Source organism: Acidovorax sp. ACV01 (genome assembly GCF_014851495.1).
GTDB classification, from domain to species: Bacteria; Pseudomonadota; Gammaproteobacteria; order Burkholderiales; family Burkholderiaceae_C; genus Acidovorax; species Acidovorax radicis.
The window spans coordinates 832,341-845,419 of the sequence record NZ_JACUZT010000001.1; the positions used below are offsets into that span (position 1 = coordinate 832,341).

Annotated in this window: 15 protein-coding genes; 7 read left to right on the plus strand and 8 right to left on the minus strand. The window is 62.3% G+C overall.

Annotated elements, in window-relative coordinates:
• Positions 1-60 precede the first annotated feature (60 nt).
• Positions 61-828 carry an SDR family NAD(P)-dependent oxidoreductase gene (locus IB243_RS03815; RefSeq protein ID WP_192425058.1) on the plus strand — a complete coding sequence of 256 codons (768 nt, stop codon included), beginning with the start codon at positions 61-63 and terminating at the stop codon, positions 826-828.
• Between the two features lie 83 nt (positions 829-911).
• The gene (locus tag IB243_RS03820) at positions 912-1,475 is read left to right on the plus strand and encodes an NTP transferase domain-containing protein (RefSeq protein ID WP_192425059.1); all 564 of its coding nucleotides are present in this window, start codon (positions 912-914) and stop codon (positions 1,473-1,475) included.
• A 14-nt stretch (positions 1,476-1,489) separates the two neighbouring features.
• Here the strand turns inward: IB243_RS03820 and IB243_RS03825 are convergent, their stop codons facing one another.
• Positions 1,490-2,017 carry a superoxide dismutase family protein gene (locus tag IB243_RS03825; protein WP_057224444.1) on the minus strand — a complete coding sequence of 176 codons (528 nt, stop codon included), beginning with the start codon at positions 2,015-2,017 and terminating at the stop codon, positions 1,490-1,492.
• 98 nt (positions 2,018-2,115) lie between these two features.
• Entirely contained in the window at positions 2,116-2,709 is a 594-nt protein-coding gene (locus IB243_RS03830) for a gamma-glutamylcyclotransferase (RefSeq protein WP_057224446.1), read from the minus strand.
• 106 nt (positions 2,710-2,815) lie between these two features.
• On the opposite strand from IB243_RS03830, the gene IB243_RS03835 reads away from it, so the two are divergent.
• Positions 2,816-3,331 (plus strand): OmpA family protein, encoded by a 516-nt coding sequence (locus IB243_RS03835; RefSeq protein ID WP_192425060.1) that lies wholly within the window; start codon positions 2,816-2,818, stop codon positions 3,329-3,331.
• A 132-nt stretch (positions 3,332-3,463) separates the two neighbouring features.
• Here IB243_RS03835 and gloA read toward each other — a convergent pair whose 3' ends face one another.
• Together gloA and IB243_RS03845 are read right to left on the minus strand one after the other, a co-directional pair.
• Positions 3,464-3,877 (minus strand): lactoylglutathione lyase, encoded by a 414-nt coding sequence (gloA, locus tag IB243_RS03840; protein WP_010458830.1) that lies wholly within the window; start codon positions 3,875-3,877, stop codon positions 3,464-3,466.
• On the minus strand, positions 3,874-4,425 hold the full coding sequence (locus tag IB243_RS03845) for a PaaI family thioesterase (protein WP_192425061.1): 552 nt from the start codon (positions 4,423-4,425) through the stop codon (positions 3,874-3,876). Before IB243_RS03845 ends, gloA begins: the two co-directional genes overlap by 4 nt.
• 73 nt (positions 4,426-4,498) lie before the next feature.
• On the opposite strand from IB243_RS03845, the gene IB243_RS03850 reads away from it, so the two are divergent.
• From IB243_RS03850 to IB243_RS03865, 4 genes are read left to right on the plus strand one after another with little or no spacing between them, the layout of a single operon-like run.
• Positions 4,499-4,999: a MarR family winged helix-turn-helix transcriptional regulator gene (locus IB243_RS03850; RefSeq protein ID WP_057224451.1), complete on the plus strand. Its 501-nt coding sequence runs from the start codon at positions 4,499-4,501 to the stop codon at positions 4,997-4,999.
• Positions 4,989-6,242, plus strand: a complete 1,254-nt coding sequence (locus IB243_RS03855; protein WP_192425062.1) for an MFS transporter — start codon at positions 4,989-4,991, stop codon at positions 6,240-6,242. Before IB243_RS03850 ends, IB243_RS03855 begins: the two co-directional genes overlap by 11 nt.
• 49 nt (positions 6,243-6,291) lie before the next feature.
• Positions 6,292-6,798 (plus strand): MaoC family dehydratase, encoded by a 507-nt coding sequence (locus IB243_RS03860; protein WP_192425064.1) that lies wholly within the window; start codon positions 6,292-6,294, stop codon positions 6,796-6,798.
• On the plus strand, positions 6,782-8,206 hold the full coding sequence (locus IB243_RS03865; protein WP_192425066.1) for an MATE family efflux transporter: 1,425 nt from the start codon (positions 6,782-6,784) through the stop codon (positions 8,204-8,206). The genes IB243_RS03860 and IB243_RS03865 overlap by 17 nt, the downstream gene beginning before the upstream one ends.
• A gap of 75 nt (positions 8,207-8,281) precedes the next feature.
• On the opposite strand, the gene IB243_RS03870 is transcribed toward IB243_RS03865, so the two are convergent.
• The 4 genes from IB243_RS03870 to IB243_RS03885 all read right to left on the minus strand — a co-directional run bounded on the left by IB243_RS03870 (position 8,282) and on the right by IB243_RS03885 (position 13,049).
• The gene (locus IB243_RS03870; RefSeq protein ID WP_192425068.1) at positions 8,282-9,091 is read right to left on the minus strand and encodes an SDR family NAD(P)-dependent oxidoreductase; all 810 of its coding nucleotides are present in this window, start codon (positions 9,089-9,091) and stop codon (positions 8,282-8,284) included.
• Positions 9,092-9,383: 292 nt separating this feature from the next.
• Positions 9,384-10,631 (minus strand): hypothetical protein, encoded by a 1,248-nt coding sequence (locus IB243_RS03875; protein WP_192425070.1) that lies wholly within the window; start codon positions 10,629-10,631, stop codon positions 9,384-9,386.
• Entirely contained in the window at positions 10,621-11,124 is a 504-nt protein-coding gene (locus IB243_RS03880; protein ID WP_192425072.1) for a hypothetical protein, read from the minus strand. The genes IB243_RS03875 and IB243_RS03880 overlap by 11 nt, the downstream gene beginning before the upstream one ends.
• 908 nt (positions 11,125-12,032) lie before the next feature.
• Positions 12,033-13,049 (minus strand): hypothetical protein, encoded by a 1,017-nt coding sequence (locus IB243_RS03885; RefSeq protein WP_192425074.1) that lies wholly within the window; start codon positions 13,047-13,049, stop codon positions 12,033-12,035.
• Positions 13,050-13,079 lie beyond the last annotated feature (30 nt).

The following is a 13,079-nucleotide window of genomic DNA, read 5'->3' on the forward strand; positions in this document are numbered from 1 at the left end:
TTATCTATTTTTACTTCAACAATAAGCTGCCCGCTGACTTGCAAAACCACAGGAGAGAACATGCAAAACAGCGAATGGAACCTTGCCGGCCAAACCTATTGGGTGAGTGGGGCGTCCTCGGGCATTGGTGCCGAAACCGCCCTGGCGCTGGGGCGCCACAAGGCCAACGTGGTGCTGGCCGCGCGCCGCACGGCCGAATGCGAGGCCGTGGCCGAGCGGGTGCGCGCTGCCGGTGGACAGGCCTGGGTCACGGCCCTGGACGTGACCGATGAGGCGAGCGTGGAACGCAGTGTCGAGGCCACGGTGGAGCACTTTGGCCGCCTGGACGGCACCTTCAACAACGCAGGTGCCCTGGGGGTCGCCGGCCCCTTGCACACCCTGAACGCTGCGGATGTGCAGGCGGTGCTGCAGGCCAACACGATGGGCATCTTCTATGCCATGAAGCACCAGATTGCGGCCATGCTGAAGACCGGCGGCGGCGCCATCGTGAACAACCTGTCCATCTCGTCCCAGGTGGGGTTCAACGGCATCAGTGCCTATACCGCCAGCAAACACGCGGCCCTCGGCCTCACGCGCAACGCGGCGATGGAATATTTTCAGCAAGGCATCCGCGTGAACGCCGTGAGCCCAGGGCCCACGGTCACGCCCATGGCATTGGCTGCCTTTGGCAATGAGGATGCGATGCGCAGCACCTTGCAGGCATCGGTGGCGGGCCGTCCAGCAGCACCGGCCGAGATGGTCGGGCCGGTGCTGTTTTTGCTGTCGGACGCGGCCAGTTTTGTGAGTGGGCACAACCTGGTGGTGGATGGTGGGTACACGCTGGCCTGAGTCAAGTCGCAGTGCGGCGAACGGCCTAGAATCGCGCCCGCTGTGCACCGCACGGCCCATTGCCCAACGCAGGTTCTATCTCCATGTCTCTCAATCCCTCGCCTCCCGTGGTGCTGGTGCTGGCCTCTGGCCGGGGCGAGCGTTTTGCAGCATCGGGCGGCACGGTGCACAAGCTGCGCACCCCCTTGGGTGACAAAACGGTGCTGGAGCACACCCTGGCCGCCGTGCGTGCCAGCGGGCTGCCCTGGCATCTGGAGGATGCCGGGCACCCGGGCATGGGGGATTCGATTGCGGCAGCCGTGCGCGCCACGGCGGATGCGCCGGGCTGGCTGGTGTTGCCAGGGGATCTGCCGCTGGTATTACCCGAAACCTTGCGCACCATTGCTGCCGCCCTTGCGGAGGCGGACTGTGCCGTGGCCATGCCGGTGTACCAGGGCGAGCGCGGTCACCCCGTGGGTTTTGCCGCCGAATGCCAACCGGGGCTGCTGGCATTGACAGGCGAGCACGGCGCTGCCAGCGTGGTGCGCCAGCAAGCGCAGCAGGGCAGGGTACGGTGGGTGGATGTGGACGATGTGGGCACGGTGACCGATGTGGACACTGTGCAGGACCTGGAGCGCGCTGCGCAGTTGCTGGCAGCGCGCGGGTAGCGGCGAAAGCCGCGTTACTTGGCTGCAATCACGGCACAGGCCAGGCGCGGGCCCGCATTGCCAGTGGGCTGGGTCTTGTAATCGTCGGGGTCGCGGTGGACGATCAGGCCCTTGCCGACGATGTCGTTGGCGGTGCTGCCCACGCGGATCGTGCTGGATTCAAAGTTGAACGTGGCCACGCCGTTGGCATCGGCCTTGAGGCTGGGCAGGTCGCCCGTATGGTGGTCGCCCATGCCATGGTGGCCGTGGGACTTGCCGCCGGGGTTGAAGTGGCCGCCCGTGCTCATGCCATCGCCACTGGAGCAGTCGCCTTTTTCATGCACATGAAAGCCGTGTTCGGCATTGGGCTTGAGGCCGGTGATGGAGCCCGACACCTTCACCACGTCGCCCGACTGCACAAAGGTGACCGCGCCAGCGGCGGTGTTGCCCCGTGTGGGTTCCAGCTTGGCCGTGGCGGTGGGGCCGGTGGAATACGCGGCGCACCCGGCCAGTGTGGCTACAGCGACCATCGAGAGGACACCAGCAAGACGAACATTCTTCATGACTCATGACTCCTTTGCACGTTAAAAGACGCGGCATTGTGCGGGCCTGCGCGCAGTGACCTGCGCAGGCACCCCTGCCGGGCTGCGGAAAGTGTGCACTATGCCTCTTTTTGGGCCAGTGCAATCAAACGGGCGAGGGCCCGGTCATGGATGCCGTGCCTGCGCAGCTCATCGTAGGTGGCCTGGGCGTAGTCCCGCGTGGTGCCAAACCTCCCGCAGGCCTGCTCAAAAATACGGCAGTACTCGTGGTCGGGCAGCTCACCCGTGTGGTTGGGGCTTTTGCGCGACAGGGTGAAGGCCAGCGCACGCACCGGGCCGTGCGGGGTGTGGCAGGTGAGCCAGCGCGGGTCGTACACGGCGGTGACCATCTCGCGCTGCCACAGATTGATCATGACCTGCCGGGCGTGTGCCTTGTCCACCCGGAACACCATGCCCCGGCAACTGCCGCCCGACAGCATGCCGAACACCAGGCCCGGGCATTCGGGCGTGCCTCGGTTGATGCGGCTCCACATCTTGAGCGCCCGGTGCCAGCCGTGCACCTTGGCGGGGCGGCGCTCTGCGTAGTCGAAATCCGGGCGCCAGATCAGCGAGCCGTAGCCAAAGATCCACAGGTCCGCATGGCCACCCCATTCATTCAGGGCGCGCTCCAGCATGGGGGCCGGATCGCGAAGCGGAGCGGGAAGATTCGTCATGGGTTCACTCTACAATCGAAAGCTTTGCTTCAGCGCCCTGGGGACTTGTGCTTGCAGGTCCCGCAGCTGTCCCACCATTCTTTCTTAATCACTGCAGGAATCTCCAATGTCTAGTTCTGACGACGATAGCCAACAACGTTTTGCCCTGGGTTTCCTGTTTGCGCTGATTGCGCTGGTGATCTCGGCGGTGGTCGGCACCGTGGTGGTCAAGCGCGTGGGCGCTTCGGGCGCCGCCAAGCCTGCTGCAACCGCTGTTGCAAGCAACGCGCCAGCGGCAGCAGTCGCTGACGACTCCGCCAGCGTGCGTGTAGAAAACGGTGTGGTGAAGTTCTACTTTGCCACCGCAAAGGCCGAGCTGGCCACTGGCGCCAACGAAGCCCTGGCCGACGTGGTCAAGGGTGTGGCCGAAGGCAAGAAGGCTGTGATCTCCGGCTTTCATGACGCCACGGGCGACGCTGCCCTGAACGCCGAGCTGGCCAAGCAACGCGCCTTTGCAGTGCGCGATGCGCTCAAGGGCCTGGGCGTGGCGGAAGACAAGATCGAGCTGAAGAAGCCCGAAGAAACCACCGCCACCGGCAGCAACGCCGAAGCGCGCCGCGTGGAAGTGGCCCTGGGCGCCTAGTCCCTGTGCAGTGACCTCCAGCAGGTCGCCCCATAAAAAAAACCCGGCAATGCCGGGTTTTTTTTATGGGGAAAACAGGACTCTAGCGCTTATTCATCATGTGCAAAAAGCTATCCATTTAATAGCAAATGGTTAACGCAGACCTGCGCCACCAGTCCCCTCAGCGCGCTGGATCAATTCAATCTTGTAGCCATCGGGATCCGTCACAAACGCGATGACCGTGGTGCCGCCTTTGACGGGACCCGCTTCGCGCGTGACGTTGCCGCCCGAGGCCTTGATCTTCTCGCACGCGGCGTACGCATCGGGCACGCCCAGCGCGATGTGGCCATAGGCGGTGCCCATCTCGTAGCTCTCGGTGCCCCAGTTGTAGGTCAGCTCGATCTCGGCCTGGCCGGGGTTGCCGCCGTCAAAGCCCAGGAAGGCCAGCGAGTACTTGTACTCGGGGTTCTCGGACTGGCGCAGCAGTTGCATGCCGAGCACCTGGGTATAGAAATCAATCGAGCGTTGAAGGTTGCCAACGCGCAGCATCGTGTGGAGGAATTTCATCCCTTCGATTGTGCAGGCATGTCAAAAACCAGGCAGGTGGTGGTGGCGTGGGCATACAGCGTGCCGTCGGGCCCCACCAGGCGGGCCTCGGCCGTGGCCAGCTGGCGCCCGCAGTGGATCACGCGGCCTTCGGCGCGCACGCGCTGCACCTTGGGCGTGAGCGCCTTGACGAGGTTCACGCCCAGCTCGGCCGTGGTGTAGCCGCGCCCCGGCTGCATGCGCGTGTGCACGGCGCAGCCCAGGGCCGAGTCGAGCAGGGTGGCGAACCAGCCGCCGTGCACCGTGCCCATGGGGTTCAGGTGCTCGGCGCGGGGCGTGCCCTGGAAGACGGCCGTGCCTTCACCGACTTCGATGATCAAGAAGTCCAGCGTTTTGGCGATGGCGGCGTAGGGCAGTTCGCCACGCAGCATGGCCTGCATCTGCTCCAGGCCGTTCAGATGGGCGATCTGTTCACGCCGCGCCACGCCCGGGCCAGGGCCTGCATCCAGCCGCGACAGGATGTCGCGCTCTTGGGCCAGCCAGTGTTCAAGGTGGTTGTGTTGGGTCATGATTTTTCCGGGTCAGTGGTGGGGTCGAAACGCATGAGTTGCATATGCAATTATTGCAGATACAATTAAATCCATGCAAGCCGACACATCCACCATGGACTTTGCCGCACCACCCGTTGCCCGGACGGTGCCACAGGGGTGCACCAACTTCAAGCTGCGCCAGCTGATGCGCCGCGTGGCCAACCACTACGACGCCGAAATGGCGAAATGCGGGCTCAAGACCACGCAGTATTCACTGCTGTCGCATGTGCTCACGCTAGGGCCCATCCGGCCGGGCGACCTCGCTGTGGCCATGAAGATGGATGCCTCCACGTTGACGCGCAACTTGCGTCCCCTGGTCGATGCGGGCTGGGTGACGCTGGAGGCAGGCGCAGATGCACGCAGCCGCCTGGCCCACATCACCGACACCGGCCGCGTAAAACGCGCCGAGGCACAACGCCACTGGAAAGCCGCGCAGCTTGCTCTGAATGAAACGCTGGGCGTGGAACGCGTGATGGCGCTGCATGCGCTGGTGGACGACTCACTGGATTTGCTGGCAGCGCTGCCAGTGCAGGAGGCTGGGCATGACGAATAGCAACACCCCTCCAGCCACCACCCAGTCCGCCGCACCGCTGGCCCTGTGGCTGGTCCTGCTGGCTGCTGCAGGTGCTTTTGCCCTCACCATGGGCACGCGCCAGACCATGGGCCTGTTCCTGTCGGCGCTCAACACGTCCACCGCGCTGGGCATTGGCAGCATCAGCCTGGCCTTTGCGTTCGGCCAGCTGTGGTGGGGCCTGACCCAGCCGTTTGCCGGGGCGGTGGCCGACCGCATCGGCACTGGCCGCGTGATCCTTCTGGGCGTGGCGCTGGTGGCACTGGGCACCTTCATCACGCCGTACATGACCACCACGGCCGGGCTGATTTTTGCGATTGGTGTGTTGGCTGCAGGCGGTGCAGGCATGGCCGGGCCGTCGGTGCTGATGGCGGCGACCGCGCGGCTGGTACCCGCCAACAAGCGCGGGCTGGCCAGCGGCATCGTCAACGCGGGCGGGTCGTTTGGGCAGTTTGTGATGGCGCCTGTTGCCATTGGCCTGACCGCCGCGGTGGGCTGGGCCAGTGCCATGCAGTGGCTGGGTGTGCTGGTGCTGCTGGCGCTGCCTGCGGTGTGGGTGCTCAGGGGCAATTCGAACGCCTTGGCCGCGCAGGCCGCCGCCGCATCGGGCCAGAAGGCGCTGACGGCGCGCCAGGCCATTGCCCAGGCGCTGGCCACGCCGAGCTACCGGTATCTGGCGGCGGGCTTTCTGGTGTGCGGCTTTCACGTGGCATTCCTCGCCACGCACCTGCCGGGCGTCATCGCCGCATGTGGCCTGCCGCCTGAGATCGGCGGATGGTCGCTGGCCATGATCGGCTTGTTCAACATTGTCGGCAGCCTGGCGATGGGCTGGGCCGTGGGGCGCTGGCGCATGAAGTCGTTGCTGTCGCTGCTGTATGCCACGCGCGGCCTGGCGGTGCTGATCTTCTTGCTGGCGCCCAAGACGCCCACCGTGGTGCTGGTCTTTGCCGCCGTGATGGGTGTGACGTTTCTCTCCACCGTGCCGCCCACGGTCGGGCTGGTGGCCAAGATGTTCGGCACGGCCAACATGGCCATGTTGTTTGGCATCGTGATGCTGGCGCACCAGATTGGTGGCTTCTTTGGTGCCTACCTGGGCGGCAGCGTGTTCCAGGCCACGGGCAGCTATGACTGGGTCTGGTACATCGACATCGTGCTGGCCGTGGGCGCGGCCCTGGTCAACCTGCCGATCCGCGAAGCCCGGCTGGTGCGCCCTGCAGCCGCCTGACCCTGCCAACACCCGTCCACCATCCCCTCATCTCCTAATTTTTCTTGCCATGACCGCTCACCTTGTTTCCACCGCATCCGCCCCCACCGACATGCAACCCGTGTACCTGGACGACCTCGCTGTGGGTGACCTGTTCAAAAGCGGCGAACACGCCATGGACGAAGCGCAGATCACCACCTTTGCTGCGCAATTCGACCCCCAACCGTTCCACCTGGATGACACTGCTGCCCGCGCCACGCTGTTTGGGGGGCTGGCGGCCAGCGGCTGGCACACGGCGTCCGTGACCATGCGCCTGCAGGTCACCACGGGCCTGCCGATTGCGGGCGGCATCATCGGGGCAGGGGTCGAGTTGAGCTGGCCCCGGCCCACGCGCGCCACCGACGTGCTGCACGTGGTGAGCGAGGTGCTGGAGATCCAGCCCTCCAAATCCAAGCCCGACCGTGGCATGGTCACCGTGCGCAGCGAAACCCGCAACCAGCACGGCGATGTGCTGCAGCTGTCCACCGTGCGCATCGTGGTGCCGCGCAGGCCTGCGGCCGATGGGGCAGGGGCCTGATGTGACCGAACCCCTGAACCCACGCACCCGCATGCTGCTGGAGGCGCCGATTGCCCCCACGCTGCTGCGGCTGGCGGCGCCCAATGTGCTGGTGATGCTGGCGCAGGCAGGCGTCGGGCTCATCGAGACCTACTTTGTCGGCAAGCTGGGCACCGATGCGCTGGCGGGCATGGCGCTCGTCTTCCCGGTCGTCATGCTGATGCAGATGACCTCTGCAGGGGCCATGGGCGGCGGTATTGCGTCGGCCATCGCCCGCGCTCTGGGCGCCCGGCGGCGCGACGATGCCGATGCGCTGGTGCTGCATGCGCTCGCCATTGCGGCGGTGTTTTCGCTGGTCTTCACCGTGGGTGTGGTGGGAGGAGGGCGCTGGCTTTACACCCGCATGGGCGGCACAGGCGGCGCGCTGGACGCGGCGCTGGTCTATTCCAATTGGGTCTTTGCGGGCGCGTTTCTGGTGTGGCTGTTCAACACGCTGTCGGCCGTGATCCGGGGCACGGGCAACATGGCCGTGCCGGCCTATGTCACGGTGCTGGGCGCCTTCGTGCTGGTGCCGTTGTCGCCACTGTTCATCTTTGGCTGGGGTCCCATCCCCGGCCTGGGCATTGCCGGCGGGGCCATCGCGCTGATGGCGTATTACCTGATCGGCAGCGTGGTGCTGGCAGCGTATCTGTGGTCGCCGCGCAGCCTGCTGCAGCCATCGTTCGCGCACATCCGGTTTCGCTGGGTGCTGTTCAAGGACATCCTGCGGGTCGGGTTGGTGGGCACTGTGTCGACCGTGGCCACCAATGTGGCGATTGGGGTGACCACCGCGTTGGTCGGCGGTTTTGGCACGGCGGCCATTGCCGGGTACGGCACCGCATCGCGGCTTGAGTACCTGCTGGTGCCCCTGGTATTTGGCCTGGGCGCGCCGTTGGTGGCCATGGTAGGCACCTGCATTGGCGCGGGCCAGCGCGAGCGCGCCTTGCGCGCCACCTGGATCGGCGCCGGCATGGCGTTTGTGATGGCAGAAGCGATCGGCCTGTGGGCAGCGGCGTTTCCCAACGCGTGGCTGTCGCTGTTCAACAGCGATCCGGCCATGCTGGAGGCGGGCGCGCTGTATCTGCGCACCGTCGGGCCGGTGTACGGCTTTTTCGGTCTGGGCCTGGTGCTGTACTTTGCCTCGCAAGGGGCAGGGCGCCTGCTTTGGCCGGTGATCGGCAACATCGTGCGGCTCGCCATTGCGGTCACCGGTGGTTGGCTGGCGCTGCGCTGGGGCGGTGGTTTGGCGGCGGTGTTCGCCGCACAGGGCGTGGCGCTGGTGCTGTATGGAGTGGTCAACGCCTGGGCGATTGCGGGTGGCGCCTGGTTTGGCCCGGTGGGATGGCCGCGCAGCATGGCGGGCTTGCTGCGGCGCATGCCGCAGGCATAGAAATAGAACAAAAATAGCCGCTAGCGCTTATACATAAAGCGCTAACAGCTATCAATTTAGTAGTATCTCGTTGAATCAAACCGGAACGGTGTAGTTCAGCGTCATGCGGCCACCATCCACGGTCACGATCTCGCCGGTCACGTAGCTGGCGGCGTCGCTGGCCAGCCAGGCCACCACATCGGCAATCTCCGACGGCTCGCCCAGCCGCTTCATGGGGGTGCGGCTCATGATCTTCTGCTTGGCCTCGTCGCTGGTCAGCACGGCCTTGGCGGCCAACTCGGTGGCGATCGTGCCGGGGGCCACGGCGTTCACGCGAATATTCTTGTCGGCCAGCGCCAGCGCCATCACGCGCGTGAGCTGGTTCACGCCGCCTTTGCTCACGTTGTAGCTGGCGATGTTGGGGATGGTCAGCACGCCGTTGACCGAACTCATGTTGACGATGGCGCCGCCGCCACAACCGCCATTGTGTGCCACCATGGCCCGCGCCACGGCCTGGCCGACGAGGAACGAGCCCTTGAGGTTGACCCGCAGCACGGCGTCAAAGTCGGCCTCGGTCACGTCCAGAAAGTCTGCAGCCCGAAAGATGCCCGCGTTGTTCACCAGCACGTCGATGCGCCCGTGTGCCGCCACGGTCTGGGCCACGAGCGCATCCACCTGCGCCTTGTCGCCCACATCGCAGCGCACATACAGCGCGCCCAGTTCCTGTGCCAGCGCCTGGCCCCGCGCATCGTCCACATCGACGATCACCGGTTTGGCGCCTTCAACCGCAAAGCGGCGAACACAGGCTTCGCCAATGCCTTGGGCACCGCCAGTGACGATGCAGACACGGCCTTGGTGGCCGAAGTGGATGGAAGACGCTGAAAGAGCTTGGGAAGAAAGGGTCATGGGCATGGATGGTAGCGGCCGAGGGAGATCTCGGCCCTGTGCGGTCCCACACTGTTCAAGTAGATACGATGTATATTATGTTAAATTACAAATCTACCAACATAGATCAGCAGTTCACAGCTGTCCGACAAGAAACACCCCTTTCAAAGGGCCGTTCCGCGACAAGATCAACCTAGCAATGAATGACTCTGTTCCGCTAGGGGTTTGATGACGTGCGGCTTGGCGTCAACATCAACCTAGCGGATATGAGTGGTGATGCTCGCCGCAAGATTGGTGTTCATAGCATCCCCGACTATTCGCGCTTGAGCGTGCGAGGTAAGGTGGCTGGCCCTGCCTTCGCAGCCTCCAAAGAAAGTCGCTCACTGTAGGGCCTCCAATGCTCAGCGAGGCGCATCCAGCCAGCATTCGTGGCCTCGTTGTCCAAGACCGTGCGTCGAAGGTATTGGGCCGCGATGCTGCGGCAGCCTCGGGCGTTTGCGACGAATCCCAAAACAAACGCGCTATCTCCACCTGAATGGCTCTCAAGGGCGCCCCGGAAGTACATCAAGGTTGCATCGCGCAGTTCTTTCGCGCTTTGATTGTCACCATTTGCCGCAGCCAAGTCCGCAGATCGTCTCAATATGCGCGTGACGGTTGGACGCAGCCACTGGCCGCTGTCGAACAGTAATTCTGACTTTGGGCGATTTTCAAGTGCCTGCAAAGATGTACTTACCGACATTGACTGCATCTCGAAGAGCTGCGACAGGGAATCACCAAGTGGTGGCAGTGCATAGACGCATCGCAAACAATTTGTCATCGAATCGACCTGCACTCGCCAAGCCACGCAATCGCACGACGGTGCGACGCAATCAGCCAGCCGTAGTCTTCGAATCTCCTCCAATTTGAGATTCGCGAAATACAGCAGCTCAATGGTAAGTCGAGTACGAAAATCGACACCACCTATCAGAACCTCTTTGATCCAAGCCCACGCCTCACGACTGAAAGTTCGCGGTATACCGGCGGCCGAGATGTTTAAAGTGAGTCCGTGGTCGGCAGAACCATCGCGAACACGTCTTTTCCCTGAAATGGAAGGCATCGAGGCATAACCAACGACACTCAGCCAACGGAAAAGCGACGACATAGCGGAGATCACCATTCGAACTGACGCTTGGGATAACGGGCCTGCAAAGGGGCGCCAATCTAGAGAGTCGCGCGCGCGGGTCTTGCAGATCCAATCTAAAGATGGATATGGCGCGGCGAGAAACTCCACGAACGCCTCTAGATCAGCAACATTCAAGGAAGAAAGCGGTTTTCCACGAGCGAAGCAAGACCAGTTCAAAAGCTTCTCGGCCGCTGTACGGTAGCTGGTTACCGTGACATCCGATACGTCGTTCAAGCTCGATATCCATGCCCTAACTGCTTCGACGTCGGTGTCCGCATCGATAGACTTGCGCTCAGGCGCCAGGCGATTCACCCCGTCACTTCCGTCAAGCCCCGGCGGCGAGACGAAGCGCTCTAACGTGGTGATCGATGGAGTATGGAGTTGACGTTCAGCATTCATCGCTAGTTCCGAGGCTCAATGTGGCCGAAGGGGCCGTGATGATGCAAATGTCGCCAGGCTCGCCCACTGCAGCGGGCAAGCGCAGGGTGCTAAGGCTATCCGGCCATGGACGTGTCTGCGAGCCAAACCGGTGGTACCACAGACCTACGACCTCTAGCCAAGCTGCAAAGTCGCTTGGTCGGTTGTAGTCAAGACCCTTTAGTGATTTGTTCAATTCGCGAGCCGTCTTGATATCCAGCAGGAGACATCGATAAACAAAGTGCCCCCACGCAATGTCGGACGCCGACCAGTCAACAGGCCAGAACAGCAGCACTGAGAAGAGGCTTAGGCCACGGGCTCGCCCCTCTTCACCTACGTTGCTTTCGAATCTAAGCCGCCATGCGAGGAACCCATGAGCAACTGGATTGAAATGCTCGTTGCAGGGCATCACCATTCCTTCGTTGATCTCGATCAAGCGCTCTCTATCGCCTTTGATTTGCGATTGGACCTTCATGCCAATCCGTGTCGCGTGATGTCGGCGGATCGATTTGTAGATAGCGACTCGCGCTCGCGTTATCTCATCCCGAGCTGCTCCGCTGCGTGCGTGCGTCTGCGGGGCACCCGAACTCAACGGCCAACTTCCAACCCAAACCTCGGAACGACGAAGGCCCGCCGGCTCCGAACAAGCCACTATGTTAGTGAGGGTTGCCAGCACCTGAATTCGCTTGTTTGCCTTTGCCGCTTGAGCTGGGGCGCGAGGATCAGCCAACCACGCGACGCGATCTGGCCACTGAATGTTCAGAGTCTCGACTCGCCCGAACCATTGGCTGAGACGACGGTAGGCGCCCTCATCTTCAACCTGAGCTCGAAACAAACCTCCACCGACAGACGCCCAGATTGAGGCGTACGCTTTCCGACAATGGATGCAGACCAGCGGTTCATCGAAGGCCTCTGTCGTGACCGCATAGGGCGGAGTCGGTGCGTTGCAATTTTTGCAATGATCGAGAAGCAAGTCGTTGTGTTGTGGGCACCGAACTAAACCATCTACCTGACACAAAGACGATTGATAGCCCATAGACAAACAGGTTGGGCAGTAGCGTAGTGCTCTATCGCTTGCGACGGCCTGACCCCAACGTTGAGATTGGCTCAGCAGGCTTCGGCTCCATAGATTCGCAGCGAGCAGTGGCGCTGATCTGCTGCGAGCCAGCCATTCAAGATGAAGCAAGCTACGACCGTGCGGAGTTGCCTCTCGCGTCGGGGTAGCCCTTACGCCAAAGACCCGGTAGATCCGATTGGCGTTTAGTACGTTGGCAATGGCCAGTTTGGCCAAAACGGTGAATGGCCCCTCCCCCGGCGCAAACCAACTGTCGCAGCAGACGAGGCCATCTATCAGATGAAGAGCGCCTAGGCTCTTGTGAGACATCATTGCAAGCTGGCTTGGTAAGTACTTGCGCCGATTGCTTCGATCCACGAGTCTTGCGGGGACGTGAAGTCGGCACTGTCGTGATTCGCAACGATGAACAACCAGGCGCGTATGGATGACATCACCCACTGCATACCAATGTCTTTAGCGATTCGACCTTGACGGGCAGCTACCTGGTCAAAGGCATCCCACAGGAGTGGAGCCTCTGTGGCCAAACGCCAACCCGCGCAATAAGCCGCGGGCAGAAAGAACTCCGACATGCAGATCCCACTTCCACGGGGATGCTCGTGCTTCGATGGATCGTCAAGGCACTGCATCATGCTCTGCAACTCGTTTTCATTGCGCAGGCCACGGAAGATATACGGCGTGTGGAAGAACCTCCCTATTAGGTCTGTACGCCGGGTGCTTATCAACATGTCGCGCAAAACGTAGAGTTCTTCATGCGCAAAAACGATTGTTGTGGTTCTAATGCCGCGCTTTTTCAGATCGTTTGTAAGGTCGCGCATCCAGACCCACTCCGGCAAAGTCCAGCACTGGCCTTCGTCGACAAAGAAGACATACTGGTCTCCATTCACTGACCAGACTGCGGAAACGATCATAGCCATGAAGCGTCGGCGCCGTTCTGCCGCTGATCCGTACAACGATGCACCATGCTCATAGTCGTCAAGCGCGTCTCCCCAGAAAGCCTTCTCCGTAGGTTTGTCGTGCTTCTTTGCTATAAGCGTTCCAATTGCCAGCTTCGGAAAGATCCGCCTCAACTCGTCGCAGAGGATCTGGATGGTCTGCGTCTTGCCCATCCGGAAGGCACCAATAAATGGCGACCCAGGGAATCGGTGAATGATCAGATGCTGGACGATTTCAAATACCTCTTTAACAGGCTCGGTAGCCAAATACAGGGAGTCGGTGACAACGGGATGAGAAAGATAGTGCGCCTGCCTCATTTCCGCGTCGCACAAGGCCTGCTTGCGCAGGTCTAGTCGGTTGGCGTCGTCAATAGTGCTCGTGGTCGAGTTCACGTTGCTGCTCCCATCCGAGTTCGTCAAATC